The organism is Paenibacillus urinalis (assembly GCF_028747985.1).
GTDB classification, from domain to species: domain Bacteria; phylum Bacillota; class Bacilli; order Paenibacillales; family Paenibacillaceae; genus Paenibacillus; species Paenibacillus urinalis.
Genome location: NZ_CP118108.1, coordinates 2205100 through 2227902, shown reverse-complemented (window position 1 = coordinate 2227902; position 22803 = coordinate 2205100). Strand labels below are relative to the sequence as shown.

The 22803-nt window shown below is 46.6% G+C and carries 18 protein-coding genes; 1 reads left to right on the top strand and 17 read right to left on the bottom strand.

Annotation, left to right across the window (positions count from 1 at the left end; genetic code table 11):
* Window positions 1-99: 99 nt before the first annotated feature.
* The 17 genes from PUW25_RS10380 to PUW25_RS10300 form a co-directional block, all read right to left on the bottom strand.
* Complete coding sequence (locus tag PUW25_RS10380) at window positions 100-1101, bottom strand: carbohydrate ABC transporter permease (protein WP_047909579.1); 1002 nt, start codon at window positions 1099-1101, stop codon at window positions 100-102.
* 28 nt (window positions 1102-1129) lie between these two features.
* Entirely contained in the window at window positions 1130-2029 is a 900-nt protein-coding gene (locus PUW25_RS10375; protein WP_047909580.1) for a carbohydrate ABC transporter permease, read from the bottom strand.
* A complete protein-coding gene (locus tag PUW25_RS10370) occupies window positions 2026-4599 on the bottom strand; it encodes a DUF5696 domain-containing protein (protein WP_152557572.1) in 2574 nt (857 codons plus the stop codon). The genes PUW25_RS10375 and PUW25_RS10370 overlap by 4 nt, the downstream gene beginning before the upstream one ends.
* 15 nt (window positions 4600-4614) lie before the next feature.
* Window positions 4615-5235 (bottom strand): Yip1 family protein, encoded by a 621-nt coding sequence (locus PUW25_RS10365; protein WP_047909581.1) that lies wholly within the window; start codon window positions 5233-5235, stop codon window positions 4615-4617.
* Complete coding sequence (locus PUW25_RS10360; protein WP_274336979.1) at window positions 5216-6697, bottom strand: NHL repeat-containing protein; 1482 nt, start codon at window positions 6695-6697, stop codon at window positions 5216-5218. Before PUW25_RS10360 ends, PUW25_RS10365 begins: the two co-directional genes overlap by 20 nt.
* 14 nt (window positions 6698-6711) lie before the next feature.
* Window positions 6712-7590 carry a carbohydrate ABC transporter permease gene (locus PUW25_RS10355; protein WP_076312497.1) on the bottom strand — a complete coding sequence of 293 codons (879 nt, stop codon included), beginning with the start codon at window positions 7588-7590 and terminating at the stop codon, window positions 6712-6714.
* A gap of 5 nt (window positions 7591-7595) precedes the next feature.
* The gene (locus PUW25_RS10350) at window positions 7596-8564 is read right to left on the bottom strand and encodes a carbohydrate ABC transporter permease (protein WP_205053294.1); all 969 of its coding nucleotides are present in this window, start codon (window positions 8562-8564) and stop codon (window positions 7596-7598) included.
* Between the two features lie 17 nt (window positions 8565-8581).
* Window positions 8582-11524, bottom strand: coding sequence for an extracellular solute-binding protein (locus PUW25_RS10345; RefSeq protein ID WP_274336978.1), 2943 nt, complete (start codon window positions 11522-11524; stop codon window positions 8582-8584).
* Between the two features lie 137 nt (window positions 11525-11661).
* On the bottom strand, window positions 11662-13086 hold the full coding sequence (locus tag PUW25_RS10340) for an ABC transporter substrate-binding protein (protein ID WP_047909583.1): 1425 nt from the start codon (window positions 13084-13086) through the stop codon (window positions 11662-11664).
* 376 nt (window positions 13087-13462) lie between these two features.
* Window positions 13463-14533 carry a LacI family DNA-binding transcriptional regulator gene (locus PUW25_RS10335; RefSeq protein ID WP_205053296.1) on the bottom strand — a complete coding sequence of 357 codons (1071 nt, stop codon included), beginning with the start codon at window positions 14531-14533 and terminating at the stop codon, window positions 13463-13465.
* Window positions 14534-14729: 196 nt separating this feature from the next.
* Entirely contained in the window at window positions 14730-15770 is a 1041-nt protein-coding gene (locus PUW25_RS10330; RefSeq protein ID WP_205053297.1) for a LacI family DNA-binding transcriptional regulator, read from the bottom strand.
* Between the two features lie 67 nt (window positions 15771-15837).
* A complete protein-coding gene (locus tag PUW25_RS10325; protein WP_377782853.1) occupies window positions 15838-16563 on the bottom strand; it encodes a GntR family transcriptional regulator in 726 nt (241 codons plus the stop codon).
* Window positions 16563-17585 (bottom strand): sugar kinase, encoded by a 1023-nt coding sequence (locus PUW25_RS10320; protein ID WP_274336977.1) that lies wholly within the window; start codon window positions 17583-17585, stop codon window positions 16563-16565. Before PUW25_RS10320 ends, PUW25_RS10325 begins: the two co-directional genes overlap by 1 nt.
* On the bottom strand, window positions 17572-18333 hold the full coding sequence (gene dagF, locus PUW25_RS10315; protein WP_274336976.1) for a 2-dehydro-3-deoxy-phosphogluconate aldolase: 762 nt from the start codon (window positions 18331-18333) through the stop codon (window positions 17572-17574). The genes PUW25_RS10320 and dagF overlap by 14 nt, the downstream gene beginning before the upstream one ends.
* 6 nt (window positions 18334-18339) lie before the next feature.
* Window positions 18340-19443, bottom strand: a complete 1104-nt coding sequence (locus tag PUW25_RS10310; protein WP_420799945.1) for a DgaE family pyridoxal phosphate-dependent ammonia lyase — start codon at window positions 19441-19443, stop codon at window positions 18340-18342.
* Window positions 19421-20524, bottom strand: coding sequence for an amidohydrolase/deacetylase family metallohydrolase (locus tag PUW25_RS10305; RefSeq protein WP_274336975.1), 1104 nt, complete (start codon window positions 20522-20524; stop codon window positions 19421-19423). Before PUW25_RS10305 ends, PUW25_RS10310 begins: the two co-directional genes overlap by 23 nt.
* 235 nt (window positions 20525-20759) lie before the next feature.
* The gene (locus tag PUW25_RS10300) at window positions 20760-21659 is read right to left on the bottom strand and encodes a DMT family transporter (RefSeq protein ID WP_274336974.1); all 900 of its coding nucleotides are present in this window, start codon (window positions 21657-21659) and stop codon (window positions 20760-20762) included.
* 153 nt (window positions 21660-21812) lie between these two features.
* On the opposite strand from PUW25_RS10300, the gene PUW25_RS10295 reads away from it, so the two are divergent.
* A complete protein-coding gene (locus tag PUW25_RS10295) occupies window positions 21813-22724 on the top strand; it encodes a LysR family transcriptional regulator (protein ID WP_047909592.1) in 912 nt (303 codons plus the stop codon).
* Window positions 22725-22803: the final 79 nt, after the last annotated feature.

The window sequence follows — 22803 nt, the reverse complement described above, 5'->3', positions numbered from 1 at the left end:
AAAAGAAAACATCAGATAAGCTGGGGCTGCCAACATACAGAGTTGCGACTGAAATATTACATGAGCGGCATAGGTGGGTTGTTCTGACGCTTAACGATCTTAACCAACTACACCCGTACGCTCCACACTTTCGACAAAGTAGCGCTGTACGAATAGATATAAAATGATCAGTGGGGCAATCGCCAGCAGAATACCGGTATCCACAATCATTGCTACATGGTTTGGATCCGCCTTAATGTCTGTCCCCGACAATCCCATCAGCTGTGGAATAATCAGATTGACCTGCGAAGGAAGCGAAGCCACCTTCAGCGACATCAGACTGCTGTCGCTCATGAACAAGGATGGATAGAAGGTATCATTGTACGTCCATACAAATGAGAACAGCATGACAGTGATCATCGGAGGAATGGCGTTTGGCAGCATGATTCGGATAAAGGTCTTGATTCCTCCTGCTCCATCAATCAAGGCCGCTTCTTCGATCTCCTTCGGCAGACCCTTAAAGAATTGACGAAAAATATAGATGAACAGCCCTGCCTTGAGTCCGGTCGCAGTTGCAGCCGTAATCATCGATGGCCAGTACGTATTGAGGAGATTAACCCCTTCCCTACCCGTTAACAAAGTAATGATTCCCATGATGTCGAAATTTCTGAAATGAAGATACATCGGCACCATTAGTGTGCTGGAAGGCACCAGAATGGTCAGAATCACCGCTCCAAACAAAATTTTACTCCCCGGGAACTCAAATCTGGCAAATCCGTAACCGGCAAGAGCCGTGGATAATGTCGTCAGCAGCATGATTACGACCACATAAACCAGCGTGCTCCCAAGCAGAGGGAAATAGTTCATTACCTCAGCTGCAAGCTTAATATTATCTAGTGTAAAGTTCACCGGTATCATATAGATCGTCGGATTATATATATCTACTTTATCTTTAAAAGCCGTAGATACCTTCATCATGATGGGATAGAGGATGACAAAGGAAATGCCGATAATGAGCAAATAACGAAAAATGTCCCAGAGCACGTTCATCACTTTGTTTTTTGTACGCTGCATTCGAAATACGACCGCTTCGCTGCGTCCGATTCTTTTGATTTCCTGCATTGAATACCTCACCACCTAACTAGAGGAATTAATTGTAATGAACGCGCTTCGATATGAAGAACCCAATCAAGAATAGCAATAGGCCAACGACGACCGTATAGATCCATGACATCGACGCGCTCAGTCCAAAATTCTGCGTCTGAAATGCCGTCGTGTAGATCGTTTGTGTAATTGGACTTGTTGTGAAGGAATCGATCACCGTATAAATGACATTCGTCAAAATCAAGGGACTGACCATCGGGAACGTAATTTTCCAGAAGGATTCATAGCCTGTTGCGCCTTCAATTTTGGCTACTTCATACATTGAGCTTGGCACAGATTGCAGGGCAGCAAGGAAGATAAGGATCTGTACCCCCGAGCTGCGAATAATTTCGTAGATTCTCATTACGGCATCCACAATATACTCGGTAATAACAAGAGGAACCCCCGCCTCATTCAACAAACGGACCATGGATAGTGTATTGAACTGAGAAGAGGCTCCCGCCGTTTCTTCCGCCACGGTTGCATTACCGATCAGGTTAATTAGCCCTGAAGCTTCCGCAGATGCGACTGCACCCGAGGCCAGAATAACAGGCAGGAAGAAGATCGCTCTCGCCAGTCCTCTTCCTCTAAACTTTTGATTGAGCAGCACTGCCGAAAACAGGCTGAAAAACAGAATAAGCGGAACATTAACGATCATTTGCAATACAGATTCCGTCAGAATACGGTTGTAATTTGCATCGATCAGCAGTGCTTCTTTGAAGTTGCTCCAGCCAACATACGCCAGCTCATAGCCTTGAGATACCACCGTCAGCTCACTAAGACTGAACCGAATCGACTGTATCATAGGTGTAAGAAATAGAAAGATAAAGCCGAGCAGCCATGGCGAAATGAAGAGTATGCCGAGAAGTGATCTCTTCTGAGACAAGGTTATACGGCGTGTTCTCATGATGGGTCACCGCCTATTACATAGTCCTGTGCTGGGATGCTGACTCCGCGAGCCACCACAGTCTCCGAATTATAATTAATCAATATGGAAGCTCCGTTACTGTATTTCACCTCAACGACACCAGGCTGATGAACAATCCGATCCTGCATTTTCTCGGTCCGGAGCGGACTCAGCACCTGATTCACTTCGTCGTACATGGATACGGCATCTTCTATCCAGTTGGAGTACTGGGCTGAGTACATATAATCATACCGGGTGTATTTCAGCTCTGAAGAAGTGTTCGCTGTCCATAGAAAATGTGGAGCTGAGCCTAGCTCCAGGCTGTGCAGAAGCTGTTGCCTCATATTGGCCGCGGTCGTCAGATTAACCGGTTCTCCTGCATAATCGATATATCCGTGAATGACCATCTGGTAGAAAGGCACCGATTCATCTGTCAGATTAAATCGGCTGGAGGATTCCGGAATGTTGACAAGATGCTGGGCATATTGCAATGCATAGGCGTTCCCTCCACTGATCATCAGATTCGGATATTCTTCTGCCAATAGGCCGATTTGCTCTTCGACTATCGCTCTCGCTGTATTTCGAAAGATTAAGCTGTTATTACGATAATCGGAGTGCAGTATACTTCCCAAATCACGGAGCGCAAGGGATGGCATATCCTTCTTGCGGTACTGCTCCATAAACTGAGCGGTGACATCCGGAAGCTTGGCAGGAGACAGCAGATAATATTCATCCTGCAGAAGAGACATCCGGTTGAGCGACCTGTCATAAGGTGAGAGCTCTGCGGCTTCTTTTGTTATAAAGCGGGCAGCATCGCTTGCTGAATTAAAGCCTTTGCCATTGTCATAGACCTGTTGAAAGGCTACGTCTGGATACAGCTCACCTCCCGTACGATTCAGCTGCTCCCGCAGAGCAGTCAGCTCCCGGTCTTTGCCTAACTCAGACGTGTTCAATTTGACAGGAAGCTCGTGCTCAAGCCCCGCTCCGAACCATCCCAAATACTGCATTTGAATATTTGAGATGCTCTGTGCCTGCAATTCTGCTGCAATGCCTTGTGCTTCCTTGAAAGTAGTCATCGGTACGGTTGCATCATAAGGTACACCCAGAAAGGATTGCTGTTTATCAATCGCACCCACAATATCCACATAGAATGGGATGTCCTCTTGAGCGGCTAGAGGCTGAAGAACACCTTGTTCTACCAGCTTCGTTTGATAAGCTTGAGCCATTCCAGAGTAGCTTGCACCGTCACCTGACAAAAAGCTGTATTTCACACGAATATCACCATTATATTTTTCGCTCGACAGCAGCTGGATTTCTTGAACCTTACTGCCTGTGTACAGCTCCAGCTCATCATCTCCACGCACAGCATGTCGGCTGAACACGTGGTTGAAGGAATTTTGTTTGCCGCTGATATCGGCAGCAATGCTGGCATTCCCTTCCCCTTCCTCAATGACGGCGAAGAATGCACGATCCCCTGATTTCAAGCCAAACACCGGTAATCGGGCGGGTTCAGCAATTTGAGCTCTTGTTCTGCTGTTATCATTCGGGTCCTGTCCATAGACCGGCTGGACATACTGCGGCTCTTTTACTTTACCGTTATCAAAATGGATGAGGCTCCCTGAACCATCAGGCACGAGCATATAGCCATCCTGCCCGGAGATCGCTGCCCCGAAGTAACCTAACAGGTCCAGCGTTTGAATCTGATGCCCTTCACTCTCCTCAAGCTGAGACAGCGGCACAGTTACCGAGAGGGCATTCCCTTCCAAACGGTATTCCACAGGAATAAGAAACTTTGGTTTATCCGCTGTCCCGCCAGGCCCGCCGATCCCGTTCTCTTCATTGTCATATGCCAAATCTTCAGGTGTATATCCTGCCTGCTCGAAGGCGGCCAGCATCTTGCGAAGCACGAGCGGCCGCTCAACCTGCGTATCCGCCCTTTCCACAACTTCAGGATTAGCATCCTGAACCAGGTAGCGGGTCTCGACATAGCTTGCTGTCACCTCATCCAGTTTGCTCAGTACTTTTTCCTGCAGCCTTTGTTTACTAATGAATTTAGGGAGTGCATCGATCCCAAGCTCTGCATCACCAAGGGTATATTCAATTCGGACACCGTCCTTAATGCCTTGTAATTCGAACTGCCCATTGGAGATGCTGTACTTGTAATTCGTATACGTATCTAGAACGCCCAGTGTATTGCGAAATGAGACTGTAACCTGTGAGGCGATGGATTCTTTTTCAAAGGCAGTCGCGATACCATCCTCTTCCATCTCCGGCGGATTACTGTACCAGATCTCTCCTGAACGATGATCCTTCACTGCAATCACGGTCGTATCTTCATTAATGTACAAGCTTAAGCTGTCATTCTTGGCTGCAAGAGCCATTCCAGCTATACCCTCCGTCGAATCCTGAAGCGGTGTGAAGGCTTCTGCTCCAGGATCAGGGGATGCTGACACATATGACCCAGGGTTAACCCCCGATAATCTTCCACTAAGCACGATGAAGCAGAGAATACTGACCAGCATGAGTGCGCAAGCCAGCACGGCTGTATATTTCCATTTACGAGATGACACCAGACTTACGCCTCCTTAAGATCGGAATATAAGCTCACGGTATATATTGATTACAAATTCAATGATCTGTTGGACCAGACTCATCACCAGCGTGCCCAGAAATACGATAATCGCCATAACAACGATGGTCAGCAGAATGGTTACAATCGTCTTCGTTGCTGTGTATTGATGCACCGTCATGATGCCCACAAACAGCAGGTAGATGAACCAGATCGCCGCAACGGTATTCAGCAAATAATAAAAAGCGGTCTCCTCCTGCGTCATAAATCGGCTGATCAAGGTCATGGGCAAATACACCAGGATCATCGGGATGAGCGCATAAGCGGTGGCGTTAACAATCTCGCTAAACTTCCCTTCCCCTTCCATGAGTGTCGTAATGGACCAGTTGGATACACACCACAGGATAAAAGGAAGCACCACATACTGGAGCTCAGCCAGGCTGTTCAACGTTCTAGGATCATTAAAATTGACCAGGAATCCGGCAAATTGACGCTGAATAACCATGGTTATAAATAGAAGAAATAGTATGGTGATTGCAACTCTAAGCTTTCCTTTCCCCTCATACTTTAGATCCCAATACCCATCAAAAGGATGGATGATAAGATGGAGAGGAAACTTAATAAAATCCTGCTTCATGCTGCTCTTTCCTCCTTTTACGCCAGGATTTCGACCATCTGTACCCGGCAAAAACGATGACGGCTGTTGTGCTGATCGTCAATAAGGTACCGAAATGCTCCTGCAGTACTTCCTTCCTGTACCTCTTGAAAGCGACCGAGTAATTTTTACGATCCATTCCCAGCTTGAAATGCTCCATCGCTTCTTTATTCTCCTTCGCATATAGAAGAGATTTCCCTATCCCGATGTAAGCGATATCATAATTGGCATTCAATCTCAGCACTTCTCTCCACATGGCTACTGAAGCCTCATCATCCCCGTTGTAATGCGCGGTGACCGCATCGCTAATGGCAATTCCGTAGCTGGTCGGAGAGAAGAGTGTGATGGTTTCTTTTCCTTGATCAAGGACAATATGCTGATTCCCCAGCTTCTCTATAGCGACTGGTGTACTAAAGGTTCCGACCTGTGTTCCTATTCCGCCGTAAATATATAGCAGATTGCCTTCATGGTCATAAGTGAAGATACGCCCTCTGAGAGAATCCAGCACACTATACATGCCGCTTCCCTGATATTTGATATCTACTAATTTGGAGGGTCCTCCATTGACTCCCATGGACCGATATCGGATATCTCCTTTCACATCAAAATACCCATACCTTTTGAGCACATCCTCACCTGAAGGATTCAGACGCTTAATCGGGGTGCTCGAGCCAGGATCAATATTCGTTGCATATACGAAACCTTTCTCCCCCATATCAATATTGGAGAATTCTGTCGGAATGTATAATGCCATTTGATTCTTCTGTGCATCGGTAGCGATGAGACGCCATAAATAGTCAACAAAATTGCGGCGTACCTGTATCGTTCCGACGTAACCAATGAATTCACCCGACTCATCAAACTGCAGAATCCCCTCGTACGCTCCCCGGGATGTGACAAATACCCGTCCGGCATCATCCACCGCCAGCTTTAACGGAACGAAGGAGAAGCTGGCTCCGAGCACCTCGGACTGTGGGTTCTCAATCGTTTTGATCCATTCTCCTTCTGGGGACAAAACAACGATTCGCTTGTTCTCCGTATCTGCAATATATAGGTCTCCTGCTTTATTCACAGTGATGCCACTAGGCATATTAAAGGTCTGCTCCGCTCCGTCCATGCTGTAATTGGAGAAGATTCGATCTACTGTCCAATCCTCATTTAGAACGATAATGCGATGATTCCCTGTATCCGCAATATAGATCTTGCCTTCACTGCTTACAAAGATGTCCTGCGGAGACACGAAGCCTCCAATGCCGAGATCAACTCCCGATATGCTTCTGTCCGGCAGAAATGCATCGGGAGCCGGTACAGCTTCTTCATAATAATTATAGGTATAGCTTTCGTATGGAGCCTTGGCCGCTACCGCTGAAGGAGCGGAACAGAGCAGCGCTGCTGATATTAAGGCAATGCAATATCGCTTCAACCTTCGCTTATAAGCATGCAAGTTCTTATCCCCTCCTATTCCTTCATTCCGGAAGTTGCCATGGTTTCAATGATACGGCTCTGAGAAAAGACAAAGATCGTAATCGGAACACTCATCATAATGAGTGCAACAGCTGCACCAACACCGGCTCTCGCTATTCCCCCTTGAATAATATTCGTTGTCGCAGAGGTCAGCGTCTTCAGGTTCTCACTATAGATAAATCCATTACCGTCGGTTCCCCACAGGATCTGAAACAGCAGAATGATAAGTGTGAGCCAAGCGGGCTTCACATTCGGCATAACAACCGACCAGAAGATTCGATACTCACTCGCCCCATCCATCTTCGCGGCTTCGATCAGTGCGTCCGGAATCTGCTCCATGAACTGCTTCATCAGATATAGTCCGAGCGGATAAGAAAAGGCCGGAATGATGACAGCCCAGTACGTGTCCACCCACCCCAGCCAGGACATGATCATATAGGTTGGGATGGCCGTAACTGCAGGGGTGAACATCAACGACAGTACGATCATTTGGAACATGATTTTGTTTCCAGGAAATTGATGCTTGGCAAGTGGGTAAGCAGCAGCGGAAGCCAGCAGAACGTGACCCACGATCCCCATCCCGGTAATAAATACCGTGTTAAAAATGTACCTTGTGAACGGCACCCATGAAGCACCCAGCAAATTGATCAGATCTGCAAAATTATCCATCGTTGGATTTTTGACAAACAACGTCGGCGGAAAAATAAAGATCTCATCCAATGGCTTGAAGGCGGCATTTATGGCATACACCAGCGGCAGCACCATGAAGGCGCCTACAACTCCCAAGACAAGAAACAACGACAAGCTTCCCAGAAAGGAGCGATTGACTCTCTTAACTCTTTTTCTCCGGAATAGGCGATAGGGTATATTCATCATCTTTATTCACCTACTCTACGCAATAATTTTTGGACAATGATGTTGGAGCCAATCATGATAATGAACAATACCGTTGCAATTGCCGATGCAAATCCCATCTCGAAGCGGATCGTGCCAAAATCCATCAAATGAGTCACAATCGTCTCTGCTGCATAATTGACGCTTGGGAATCCCGCTAGCTGAATGGACACATCCGACACGGCAAGTGAAGTTGTAATCTGAATAACGGCACCGAACATCAGCTGGGGCTTCATTGAAGGCAGGGTAATATACCACAGCTCCTGCCATCGATTCTTAATACCGTCAACGGCTCCTGCCTCATATAACGTCTTGTCAACGGTTTGAAGACCCGCAATAAAAGCTAGGAATCCCGTCCCAAGACTAAGCCACAGCTGAACCAAGATAATGATCGGCAGCACATAGGCTTCGGTTTTGAGCCATTGAATAGGCTCGAGCAGTATTCCAATTTCAATGAGCAATCCGTTAATGATCCCATAACGGTCCCCGGAGAAGATCAGCAGCCATATGAAGAAGACATTCCCTGAGATGGAAGGAGCATAGAAGATCAGGGTCATGAAGGCTCGCCATTTTGGACTCAGCTCATTGATGATCCAGGCGAAGATAAAGCATGCAAAATAACTGACTGGTCCTGTAATGGCAGCAAATAGTAGTGTGTTCTTCAAGGCAATCAAGAAAATATCATCTTCAAGGAACAGTCGAGTATAATTCTGCCATCCTACAAACTTTGGCATTTCGAGCATGTTGAAGTACGTGAAGCTGATAATAATGGAGAGAACAACCGGCAATACAGTGAACATCAGGAACAAAATCATATAAGGTGCCATCAGTATATAGAGATGCTTCTTTACTTTTATCTCCTTGATTAATCTGCTGGTTTTGCTATCTCGAAGCGCCCGTTCGCCCTGTGGAGGGACTGTGCGAGTCTTGTTTTCAATCTGAATATTGGACATACACTCGTATCCCCCCTCTATTCCGTCAGGCCAAATTCACTGCGCTTGGCACGAATTTCATCCTGAATATATTGAACGTAATCCATCAGCGCCTCGCGCGGTTCAATCTGTCCATCAACCGTACGATAAAAAGCATTAATGAGATGTCGTCCTGTAAAGTAACCGCCTGGGACTTCCGGAATACCCTCTACCCATTCGAATCCGGCCTGCAGCTGATCAAAATCCTCAACTGGCCATGGCAGCTTCTCAAGTGCATTAATATTCGCTGTTGGATATCTGGCAGCCGCGCCCATTAATCCTTCCATCTCACGTCCGAATTTGACCTGTGTTTCCTCGCTGGTCCACCATTTCATATACTCCCAAGCCGCTTCTTTATCTTCAGCACCTTCCAGCATGAGTACACCGCTTCCTCCGCTGGCTACAGAACGATTGATGGAACCATTATCCTGCTCCGTTCCCGGAATCACTGTAAATCCCCACATGCCGCGAATTTCTGGCGCAAAGACGGTCAATTGGTTATAGGTCGTGTAATCCGCAATGCCAATCGGCATTTCTCCCGTCCGAAAACGGTTCGCAAAGTCATATTCTCGTTCCAGCTTGTAATCTGTATAGAACTCCGTCCATTGTTTAAAGGCATCAATGCCGATCTGGGAATCGAGGTCCGACTCCTTGCCTCCATCCCGGTAGAACTCTCCTTCCGTCTGGAAGAGCAGCATCGAATATACAGAGTTCGGAGGTACGTTCTCTCCTGGATAGCTTGGCTGTACGACCAGCGGCAGACCAAAATCCATATGGTTCTTATCCAGAACAGAGAGAAGACTCCATACTTCATCCCACGTCTGAGGTACATCGAGTCCCAATTCATTCAAGACATCCTTGCGATAGAACAGCATGTTGAACGTCTGTGTTTCAGGAAGTGCATATACGCCATCCTCATAGGTGTATGGAACTAGAGCACTGTCACGAAATCTTGCGGCTACTTCATCGTAATCCGAAAATACAGATATATCAGCAGCTGCATTACGCATCGCATAATTGACCGGAATGTCATTTCCCATTTGCATAGCAACATCAGGACCCTGACCGGATAAGGTCGCAGGCAGCAAGGAACCCATCGGAACCAGCTTCAGATTAACCTGGATTCCTGTCTCTGGAGTGAAGGTCTCATCAATCATGGATTTAATCGTATTCGCCTGGTCTCGACCACTTCCGATCCATACCGTGACCGTTCTGCCCTCCTCTGATTCACTTGCCACACTCCCGATGGAATCGTAATCAATGAAGAAGGAATAGAAGAAGGTCACGATTTCATGCCACATTTCTGCAAACCAGCTGCTTCCCTTATTAGAAATCGTTTGATCTGATGAAGCTATGTAGATAGAATCGATCTCAAGCGGCTGTTCTCTTATTTGCTGGAGCCATGTACCGAGGCCTCCTGTATTGGTCTTGTAGGCCTGGAGTCGTCTAGGAATCGTATCCGGATCATCGACCATTTCATCGAGCTGCAATGACATCGTTTTCAAAAGTGCATCCTGGTCACCGCTGCCTTGAGACAATGCTCTTAGCTGTGCTCCGACTCGCTTCAATCGCTCGCTCTCATCGCTGAACACTTCGAGCAGATCAGGAATCCGTTCATCGACTCGGTAATCGCGTACTTCATCAGGGGCCGTACCTGTTATCATCAAAATTTTGCGGTACATGGAGTTCAGTTCGATAAGGCTATCCTCTACCTCGCGTATAAGTGGTGCAAACTCGCCAAGTGTAACCTCCATACGAATGGTGTTCGTGCCGGCCTTCAAATGATACAAATAAGGCTCGCTCGATTCATTTTCCATGATTCGCATTTCGTAGCCATTCTCGTATCGAAAAGGAATTCTGCTCATTTCTTCGAATGGGATTTCACCATTAATTGTCAGCTTTCTCGTCGAATAGATTCCTCTTACAAAATTCTGCTTCGTGTTAAATGCAAGCTTATATAATCCTTCCTTCGGCACCTCGACCTCCCATTCAATCCACTGACCTGGGATCCGCCAGTTATAGCCGCCGATTGTGTTCACTTTTGACAGCTTCGGACTGTATGGATAGGTCGCCGGGCTGGATCGATCCATCAGCGGATAGAGGGTTGGGGAAGATTTCGCTGCAGCGTCCTCTGCCTGAAGCTCAATGAGCACGCCGGCTGGTGAATCCACTCCTTCAGATGTCTTCAGGCTTGCATATTGTTCATAAGAGGCCGGCTCCTCATACTTGTGAAGCGTAAGCTCCTTGATGATCACCGGCTCACGTTGTGCAATGAATGATAAGGTGTGAGTGCCTTGGCTGAAATAAAAGGCAAACGGCTCCTCATAATAACCGTTAGAATCCTTAAGCATCGTCGTTTGCCAAGCCGGGGTCTCATGCTGCTGAGGACGAAGATCATTGCCTCGATTATCCTGTTGTACCTCAGGCTTCAGATTGTCCCATACCCGGTCCATCTGAATGAAGGCCGCCTCACGAAATGGAAGCTTCCCATCAATAAGCAGACTTCGTTCGATGGCTGAGCTCTTGCCCTCGATTGGGTAATAAGTGGATGAAATATAGTAAAGGCCAGCTGTTTCGACCTTAAAAGTCCATTCCAAAGTGCTGTCTTCCCCTGTTATTATCGATTGTCCCGAGCTTCCCTCCGCATTTGAAACGATTTCTGAACCTTCCCCCTCAAGAGAGCTTACCTTCGCTGCATCCAGTATGATGGATTCGTCAGGGTAAGATGCCTGCTCATACTTCTCCATATATTCGCTGTATGATTCATCATTGGTCAGAATCAGATCTTGTGACTGGGGGGCTTGTTCCGTAGATTGAAGCATCGAAGCATTCTCATCGGCAGCGACAGTTCCTGTGCCTGAAGCAGAGAACATCACACTGGAGCCGACCGCAAATACCAGTATCATTTTTAACCATGTTTGCACACGCATCAGCGGATTCAATTCGCACGCCTCCCTACTACCATAGGCAGCATAGTTCATTTCCTTAACATTCGAAGCTTGATAAAGAGAGGGCCAGGGCATTGTGTATCCTATATCCCTGCCCCTCTCCATCTTCAAGCTGCTAATGGATAAACCAATTATTTATTTTGTGCTTCCAGCTTATCAATCGAAGCCTGAGCCTGCTGCTTATATTTCTCCGCAGCCGAAGCCACGGAAGCGTTCTCAACAAGAACATCAGCAACGAAGCTGTAATATGGATACTCTGGATAAGCCTCGTCAAGAGATACCAAGCCAGTTCCTGTAATGTTCTCTCTTATAATGCGGATGTCATCTTCGTAGGAGTAGAGGCTTTCTAAGTAGTTCTGGGAAGGATACTCCTCGAGCTGTGGAACATCGTACAATTCCTCGAAGATCTGATATACAAGTGCCGGATCCTTCACACCTTTCGGGATGAAGTAAGCATTCAGAGCCGTATCTCCATAGGTAACTTCAGGATTACCTTGTGGTCCGATTGGATAAGGAACGACACCGATTTCAAAATTAATATCACCGATTTGCCATTGTGCAGCGTGGAACATGGCAATATCGCCGTCCTTGAATGTGTCTGTTTCTTCCCACAGAGACTTGTCTCCTGATTTCACTTTGACCACGTTATTGTTGTATAGTGACGCCAAATATTCTATCGCCTCAATCGTACGAGGGTCGGTGAGACCTTCCGTTGCCTTCGTCTCGTCTCCTTCTGGATCGAGCACCGTATTGCCGCCATTTGCCACGATCAGATTACGTCCGACCTGAGCGGACCAGCCGGAGAAGCCCCAAGTGTCCATTTTTCCATCATTGTTTGTATCCTTTGTGGCCTGCTTCGCGATCTCAAGCATCTTATCCCAGGTCCATTCACCTTTGTCATATAATTCTTGAAGATCGGGCAGTCCCAGTTCTTCGAATAAATCTCTGTTGTAGTGGATTCCTACGCCGCCGTTACTTGGCATGCCGCCGTAGAACCCGTATTGCTCACCCAGTAATGCGGGGCCCGCATTCGCTAAGCGCTGATCTGTGTTAATGCTGGATTCTGGTGTTGTAAATTCCGAAATTTTGTGAAGCTGGCCTTTCTGAATGGCAGGAAGTGCTGCTTTGTATTCGAGGTAAGTGATATCAGCGAGAGGCTCTCCCGCCAATACAGAGGCTGTGAATTTTTCCATGTATTCTTCATAAGGTATGTTAACGAATTCAAACTTGACGTTGTACTTCTCTTCTGTCTTCTTCAGCTGTTCTACCAAAGCCTTGCCTTGTGCATCTGTATCTGTCGGAGTGAGATCCCACCAAGACGACAGCTTAATGACTCTTCCGCCTAAATCGGGAACGTCTTCGGCAACTGCCTCTTCCGTATTTTCGGTTTCCGTCTCGGCAGCTGGTTCCGTATCATTACCACCTGAAGCTTCGGTATTCGTTTCTGGAGTTGTCTCTGGAGCAGCTGCTGGTGTGTCAGCACCTCCAGAACACGCTGCCAAAAAGATGAACGTAAACACCATCAACAAACTTAAAAGCGCTTTCATTTTTCTCATTGAAAATTACCCTCCCCTTTGGATTCAACAAGTTTGCTGTCTGCATGCGCTGTCTGACGTGTCTGCTGTGTCATGCTATAAATGACCACCACCCGTTATGTTAATGCAATCAATTTACAAAACAACAATAACACTATCTGGTAATTTCAGTCAAACTTTTTTTATTTTATTCAATTTTTGTTATTTTTAAGTTATTTTATTTTGGATGATTGTTTTTTATATTTTATGCTGAATATGATGGATATATGAGTTGCTTCTTTGCTGTTGCAAAACGAGGTGCACCCGCCTGAACAGAACCAAAAAAAGCCGTCCTAATGGAAGTTCCATCAGTACAGCTTATGTATTCATTCATTTCAAGTTTTAGCATCATTTGCTGCTAGTTATTGCTGATTGCTGCTTCTTCGTTCCCTCTTGTTGGTACGCTTAGCTGATTCCGTATAACCAATTCTGCAGCCAGCTGCTTCTTCTCCATCGGCGCCTCCGGATTGGCAATTCGCCACAGCATTTGATCTACTGCTCTCATGCCGAGCATTTTCTTATTCACATGCACGGTTACAGAAATGCTATGAAGATCATTGATATGATCAAATCCCGTAACCAAGCACTCATCCGGAGTCTTGATCCCATGTCTGCTAAGCTGTTCAATCAGATCCAGCGCTGTTGCATCATTCATACACACGAACACTTCAGGCAGTGTACCTTGCATGTCTGTCAAAGCCTGCCCTATATCCTCGAAAGTTCCCTTGAGGAGCATTTCATTCTGATTACATGCAATACCAAATTGTTCAAGCACGAGCCGAAATACGGTCCAGCGTTCAAAAAAGCTGTAAGCCTCTGTCTTATTGCCTACAAACTGAAAGCTTCTAAATCCCTTAGTTACTAGAAGCTGCATCAATTCTCGCATACTTGTCTGATTATCCGTGAATATCATATCACAGCATAACGACGCATCCATGTGATCAATCATGACAACCGGAATACCCAGCTTGTGCAGATCAAATAAACTTGCGGATGAGACCGCTCCCACCGTTATTGTGCCTCTTATTGCCTCTGGATTAAGGAGCGAGAATAAATTATCATGGGACGGCTCGGTAACCGTCAGGATGTCGAGTCCGTATTCATTAAGCTGGGTTGTTACTCCCTCCAGAATGGGTCCCCAGTAGGCTGAATCATAATTTTGAAACCTAACATTCGGAAAAAGAACGAGAATCGTACCTCGGTTTCTCGTTTCTTTATTGATCTGGCCAGCGTCTCCTGATCTAGCTGCGGAACTGTCGGAAACAGAGATTGGCATGTGATTGTAATAACCAAGCTGTTCTGCCACATGTACGATTAACTCACGTGTCCGCTCGCTGACACCTGGTTTGCCAGTCAAAGTACGTGAAACCGAAAATTTGGATACACCTGCCTGGTTGGCAATTTGCTGAATGGTAACCTTTTTACGCATGCTATCACCTATGCTTCCGTCTGCAGTATCTACTTCTGCTCTATATTAGCATAATATCGACCTAAACCAAACAAAAAAGTTATTCAATTTTCATAACAAACCATAACAAAACAAAATTCCAAATAAATATCTATGAAAAAAAGCATATCTCTCTCAACCAAAAAAGGTTAACGCAGGGATATGCCAAATATCATCTTTATCTTGTTACTGCATAATGGTCTCTATAGATAAGATCAGCCTGGATCAAGAGCCTCTCATATGGGGATTCGGGATGAGCCAGCCTCCATATCAACTGATCAACCGCTCTCTTGCCTAGAAGAGCTTTGTTTACATCGACGGTTGCCAGTATCGGCTGATCAGATTCCACATTATCGAAACCCGTCACCGAACAGCGATCCGGTACAGAACGTCCTGACTTATGTAACTCCTCAATGACAAAACGTGCAGTAATATCATTCACACATACAAATACTTCAGGTAATTCCTCCGATGGGATCTCATGGATCGATTGGATCATGTCCATATCCTCCTGATATCCGAGCAGTGACTCCTTCTGCGGACATTCAATCCCGTGCTCGTCCAGTGCCATACGATAGGCAGTCCACCGGTCCATGAAGCTCGGGGCTTCCTTGATATTACCAACAAATTGGAATTCTCGATAGCCTCTGCCGATCAGGCCATTCATCATTTCCCGCATCAGTGTAATATTATCGCTGAATATCGTATCACAGTGGAATACCGGTTCAATATGATCTACCATCACGACAGGAATTTGAAGTCTTTGAAATTCCAGCAGCAGAGAGACTGACACGGTTCCTACGGTAATAATCCCTTGAATTGCATCCGGATTCAGCAAGGAAAAAATCTTCTCTGAAGAAGGTTCTGTCAGTGTCAAGATATCATGACCCATCTCATTTAGCCGCGCTGAGATCCCTTCAAATACAGGTCCCCAATAGAGTGAATCCATGTTCTGATATCGGATGTTCGGAAAAAGTACAACGATCGTTCCGATTCCTTTACGGTTATCGGTTATAAATTGTTCTTTGAGTGATTCACCATTTGCTGACTTGCTAAGTCCCGCAGCATTCTTGAAGTAACCAAGCTGTCCAGCTGTGCGTATAATCATTTCCCGTGTTGTCTCACTTACTCCGCTCTTACCAGTCAAAGCTCTGGAGACGGCAAACTTGGAGACGCCTGCTGCATCAGCAATTTGCTGCATCGTAACTTTGTTCCGCATTTTTTCACCTGTTTTCTAGTGTAAAGATATACGTCATCTTATCATAAACCGGATGAAAAATACCATGTTAGAGTTGATAATTCACGATGTAGGGACTTAGCATCGTGTTGTAATATCCGATACTCCACTCCACAGCACGGCCATCTTCCGTGTACGCGAACCGTTGTCGTCTAAGCACAACGTCTCCTTCGGACATGCCCAGTTCACTGGCGATGCGTGCAGATAACGGCGCTACCGTGAATTGATCACGGTACTGCTCGGCTACTAAATGATGATCCTCTAACCATTCGTATAAAGAAAATTCATCTCCAACATTCCAGTCCTCTGCCTCAGCAAGACCAAGCGGCAATCTATGCTCGTAATAGATAAAGGGCTGGTCATTTAACAGGTACAAGCGCTCGAGGCACAAGCAGTGATCCCCAAACAGCGCATGAGCTTTGCTGTCCGGACTATTCTGCTCCATCTTCTTGCCAACCAGCCGTTTATATATCGTTTCCCCTTGCTCAACCAAGATCTCCGTAAACTGCTTGCCCTTCGATAGTTGAGGCGCAACGCTGTTTCGTTGAACCGTTGTCCCTACACCGCTCTGCTTTAACACGTATCCTTCCTGCTGCAGCTCCTTAATTGCATTTCTCACGGTCATTTTGCTTACCGCAAATTCCTGCTCCAGCTGGGGCTCTGAAGGGATCAAGGTACCAACCGGGTATTGGCCATGCACAATCCGATCTCGGATGATCTTTTTCAGCTGCAAATAGAGCGGTCCTTTCTTTCTTGACAAGGACACAAATATCACTACCTTTCAATATCTGATGCAAGCTCATTCATTGCCTTTACGATATCCTGCTCGGATATAGCCGCTGTATCGCCCGGCACGGTATGAGCCAGAATAGACGCTGCTGTGGCGAACTGAACCGCGTACTCAGCATCATAGCCATTAATATCACCATGTATAATACCCGCTGTGTATGCATCACCTGCACCGACCCGGTCCAGAACAGCAGTATTCATCGTTCTTCCCAGCTTCATCATATCATCCTTATACATAAATCCCGTAATCGAATGATGATGATCTGGACGAACCACCCGCTGCGTGCCTGCTATCATGTTTATTGCATATTTGGACGCGATCATAGGAATAAGCTCCTGAAGCTGCTCGGTGCGCCCCTCATTGCTGGACTTATATCCCAGCAGATATATGGCATCCCGCTCATTCATCATGACAATATCTGCAAGATGCAGCATTTCCTCGTAATACGATTTGGCATGCCTGCGTTCTTCTTCATCCCACAGTGTGCTCCTGTAATTACAGTCAAACACAATTTTCCCGCCTGCCGATTTGACCTGTTCTGCAAGTGACTTCATTTGATATCGTACATTCGCATTCATGGCCAGACCAATACCGCATAAATGCAAGTAATCCGTATTTTGAGCGATCGGCATTGTGTTATAAGCCTCTTTGGCTGTGCTGTTAAAGCTGCTGTTCTTCCGGCTCCCATAGGTTACTCTCGTTGGTCTGGCCCCATATCCGGATTCCAGAAAATAGCTTCCAAGGATGCTGCCCTCTGCACGTACAAAGCGTGTATTCAGTTCTAAGGCCCGAAGCGAAGCTGCAGCCGCATCTCCTAGGGAATTGTCCGGGACGGTGGTAGCTATGGAGGCTTCATGCCCTAAGCGAGCCATTGCTGTTGCGATGTTAACGCCTGTTCCTGTAAAGGCATAAGTCAGTGACCTGGATTGTGACAATGTCTCGTAATTCGGGACGGAGAGCCGCATCATCACTTCACCAAAAGCAGTAATTCGCTTATGTGCCTTCATGGGCATCCACCTCGTACTTCAGAATTTGAGTCAATTCAAGTACGTCTTGGATATTAGTTAAGCCTGTTTCCTTATCAATAATAGAGGAGTACACATGCGGTATGACTTGCGGAACTCCTGCATCCAGAGCAAGCCGAAGGATATCTCTGAAATTGTCCTTGTCGATGCCTCCGGTTGGTTCGAGAGCAAAGTTCGCCTTGGCACAGGCCTTAGCGACTGCTAGGAATTCTTCTCTTGTCTCAAGGCCGTTCATCGGAAAATACTTCAGCGCGTTCCCTCCCATATCTGCCACAAGCGCGATTGCCGCTTCAACGGGCACGATAGCTTTTTCAGCCAGCATAGAACTGGATGGTCCGGTAGACATATTCACGAAGCCAGGCTTGCCGCATGGAGAAACGAGGCTGTTAATCCAGCTGTCCTTACCGCTTAGATTGGCACGAGTCGCTCCAACTCCAGTAAACACCTGATTAATGTGGGAACCTGCATAATGTTTTGCAATTTCGCTAACGACCTCTGACTGTCTTGGATCTCCTGCTCCAAGTCCGATCGATATGGCATCCGCACAACCCTCGCCATAGCTCTGCATTGCTTCTGCAGCTGACACGGCATCCGGATAATTCTTGGATAATACACCGATCAGCACATAACCTTCCGCCGCTTCAAATATGTCCTTTGCATTGCTTACACTCCCGGCCAGGACGTTCAGTGCTGCACGGCCTTTATATAATCGCTCCGCCATTTTGCTCATTTCTATTCAGCCTCCCTTAATGATTTCCGTAATTCGATCAATAATAACCGTCATATCGTCTGCCTTAAGTGACCGTGGATCAATATCAAAATATCCCTGCTTCACACCGTAATCACGGGTATAGATGGCAATATCTCCTGTACGGAGCTTCTCTGCCATTTGTACGGCATTGATTCCGGCTTCTTCCGCATTCACCTTGATTCGCCCCCGATAAATAAGCCTTCCAGCCTCATCCTGTACGATGCTCATTTCGATGCCTGCGAGTTCAGATAATGCGGCAAGCTCCATTAAGGATTGTTTCTCTTCTTCACTTCGATCCTGTTTGACCCCATATTCATCCAGCGCCTGCAGCAGCCCGAATGAGGATTCCTTGCCTACTTTCATACTTCTGCCGATTCCGTGCAGCTGTACTTTAAGCCATTCAATATATTTACTTTTGCCCGCCACGATACCGGAAGTAGGGCCCTCAATTGCTTTGGAGCCGCTATAAATTACGAGGTCAGAAATGGATATATAGCTCTTTAGATCCTCCTCCGCTGCCGCATCTATTATAAGAGGGACCTGGTGCTCTCTTGCTACCTCCCATGCTTCCGCAGCAGAGATCATATTCTTCTGAACACTATGGTGTGATTTCACATAGAGAATTGCCGCCGTTCGCTCTGTAATCGCATCCGCCAGATGCTCCTGCTTGCCTTCGTTTGCATATCCGGCCTCTACCAGCTTGCCTCCGCCCAAATAGATCATCGTCTCTACAGGTGCTCCATATTGAACGTTGTGGCCCTTCAGCATCACGATTTCATTTTTGCTGATCGTCTCTTGATGGAGCTTGAGACTTAACCCCCGATTCCCCTGCGTTACCATAGCTGCCACCGACAGCGCGATACCGCTTGAAGCCGAATTGACGATAGCGGCCGCCTCAGCACCGAGCAGGCTTGCAATATGCTCTCCTGCCTTGTTCGTTAGATCGCTGATTTCAACGTACTGCTGTCCACCTTGCTTCATCGCTTCCATAACGGAGTCCGTCGGTGCGGATACACCCAGAATGCTCATTCTGCCGCTTGCATTAATCACTCTTTTTAAACCGTACTTATGAAGAATAGAAGTATTCACCTATAATTGCTCCTCTCGATTGAATAATGGACTCGGCAAGACGTGTGTCTCCATTCGAATCGGTCATCGTTCTTGACTCAGGCACCACTTCAAACAACGTAAGATTCGCTTCATCCCCAACCTGAATTCGTCCCAGCTCCGGCCGTCCAAGCCAGTCTGCTGCCCGCTTTGTCACCCGATCTATAACCTCAGCAAGAGAGTAACCGATAATCATAAATTTGGTCATCACATCGGCCAGGCTGTACACCGGACCATGCACGCGATTACCTCTGTATATGTCTGTACTGATCGTATCCGGATGAACCCCTCTATCTTTGGCAGTCTCAGCAACATGAAAGGAGAAGCTGGCCGTACCATGTCCGACATCCAGATGCAAGCCGCGACGGATCGCCGCGTTCAGCTCGGGGATGAGCTCATTATGGTTATCCAGAATGTTATTGGCCTTCCCATGCAGATAATGAGTGACAATATCTCGTGCTCTCAGGCTGTTCAGCACTTCATGAATACCGGGAGGACCGGAACCAATATGGACCATAAGCGGCAGTTTGGCTTGTTCCGATATAAGAAGGGCTGCACTTAATGGGCTTATTCCTTCTTCCTTGACTACACTCCTGCTAATTCTCGCTTTGAGTCCGACGATAAAATCACGGTACTTGGTTATGGTCTCCGCAGCTAATTGCGGGTCTATCCACTCCGCTCTACTCAGCTCATCCTGCCTTAAGCCCAGCCCAATCCGGGATATATTTAAGAAGGCCAGCACTCTCGTCTTTGCTGTCCTGCTGCGTTGATACAGCTCCTCTAAATGATCCGCACCACAGCTCCCTGCATCGACAATGGTGGTAACGCCCTGACCTACACCGATCTTGTCAGCGTCATCACCATAAGGCTGGTAGCTGTCCATAGCATGGACATGCATATCAATCCAACCGCTCGATACGTATTGTCCTGAACAATCTATAATTTCATCACCTGTTGCGGATCCTGATTGCTCTATGGCAGTGATTTGTCCCTGCCTGATCACCAGATCAAACCTCTCCTCCGAATGAACGGTCCTCACTGCACGAAGTACTCGGGTATGCATTACAACCTCCTCCATCTCCATGTTCTTCCGCTTTTCACTTGTACCTTAACACAGAATTAGCATCAGGTAAATATAACGTTATAATGTTTAATGGATTTACTAACATACAAAAAAGACGTTTTCTCTGTTGAAAACGCCTTGATCGTGGTTAGACACAGGGTTGATCCCTGGTCGAGCCTTCTTGAATTTTGTTTTCCTATAGCTAACTTTGTTCAAGAGAGCTGCGCAGCACCTACTATATCCCGAACCGTTGAGACGGGTTTCGTTTTTTGAAATGAAACAGCTTAGCCCATTTGACCTCGGTAAGAATAACGCCTCCCAAGATGAGAGCCGCTCCCATATAACCGTTCAAGCTCAGCTGTTCTCCATATAAAGCATAGGCAAAGCCGGCAGCAAATACAGGCTCCAGAGAAAAAATAAGTCCGGCACGTGTAGAGGAAATATGCTTCTGCGCCATGATTTGCAGCGTGTAGGCGACTGCACTGCATAATACAGCCAGACCCAGAATGGATATCCAGGCTCCTTCTGAAGCCGGAAGCTTCGGTTCCTCAAATAGGATACTGAACAGAAGAGCGAGTCCTCCTGCAAAGCCGAGCTGCAGTATACTGAGTGCCTTACCATCTCCTTGCTGAACCATACGCCCTGATAGAAGAATATACAATGCATAACTTAAGGCTCCCATCATACATAACAGATCTCCTGTTTTGAGCTGCATGCTGTTCTCAAGCGTCAGAAGACCGATACCCGCTATAGCTAACACAATACTGCATACGATCTTTGCCTCGGGCCACCGTTTTTGAACAATGGATACGAGGATGGGTACAAATACGACAGATAGGCTGATCAGAAATCCGGCCTGCGAAGTGGTTGTTTGTTTGACTCCATAAGTAATGAATACAAAGGCAACAAACAGGACAGCTCCTAACACAAAACCCTGCCTTAGTGTCCGGAATGTCATTGTGGACCAGGTTCTGTAGAAAATGATGCCCATAAGAATAAAGGCCAAACCGAAGCGAAGAGCAATCATATTCAGCTCCTGAATCGATGTCAGACCTTCCTTCATAAATAAATAAGAGGAACCCCACAACAGGGTCACAAGCAGCATCTGTAGATCTGCCTTACGTTCTACTTTCACGATCGTTCTTCCCTTCAATTTCTCGCTTATATGTATAAGTTGAATACCGTAACTCCAACAGCAAGATTCAGTATATCTTAAGTCTTTTCATAAGAAAAATGAATGTTTATAATTGAATACATGAATTTATTTCATGCAAAAGGAAGATGATCGATGTCACTTGCAAAATACGAAATTATAACGACCGTGGTAGAGCTCCAAAGCTTGACGAAAGCAGCAGAAAGCTTGAATCTGACTCAATCCGCAGTTAGTCATGCGATTTCAAGTCTGGAAGCAAGCTGCGGTTTTTCATTACTTATTCGCTCCAAATCCGGTATTCAGCTTACTTCAAACGGAGAGCGCATACTGCCCTACATGAGAGAAATATTGAAGTGGAACGAAATGATGCATCAAGAAATCCAGTTACTGAGCGGCATTCAAACAGGTACAGTCCGAATCGGAACGTTCACGAGTGTGTCCTCACAGTGGCTTCCTGGTGTTATTAAGTCATTCCAGCATGAATATCCAGCTATTCACATTAAGCTTAAGGAAGGAGATTACGGTGAAATCAAGGGATGGATTGCCTCAGGCGCGGTTGATTTTGGATTTTTGTCACTGCAGGGCAGTTCGATTTTTGATACAATCCCGCTGAAGAAGGATCGCTTAGTATGTATCCTGCCTGAAGGACATGCTCTTGCATCGGCACCCGCCATTCATCTGGATCAGCTGCGAGAGGAGCCTTTCATTATGCCGAAATGGGGCGGAGATGATGAGATCGAATCCATGATTCGGACTCACAAGGTAAAGCTCAGCATTCGGTTTGAGGTTGCTGAAGAGCAAGCCATAATAGGAATGGTTCAGCACGGGCTCGGCATCAGCATTCTGCCGGAAATGGTCCTAGGCAATCTGCCGGATACGATACAGGTTGTCCCATTAGCAGAGGAGCCTTATCGCATGATCGGGATGGCTGCATTGTCCTTGTCCGAATTGTCGCCCGCAGCTCATACATTTATTAACTCGGTTCAGGATTGGTTAACCCTTCAGCATCTAATGGATGATCTTGGGCACCATCCTACTTCGCCATAAATGATGATATCGCCCAATCAGCATAAGCCCTCATCTCATATATTACTGTAGTTAAATGATGAGGAGGTAAATGTCATGG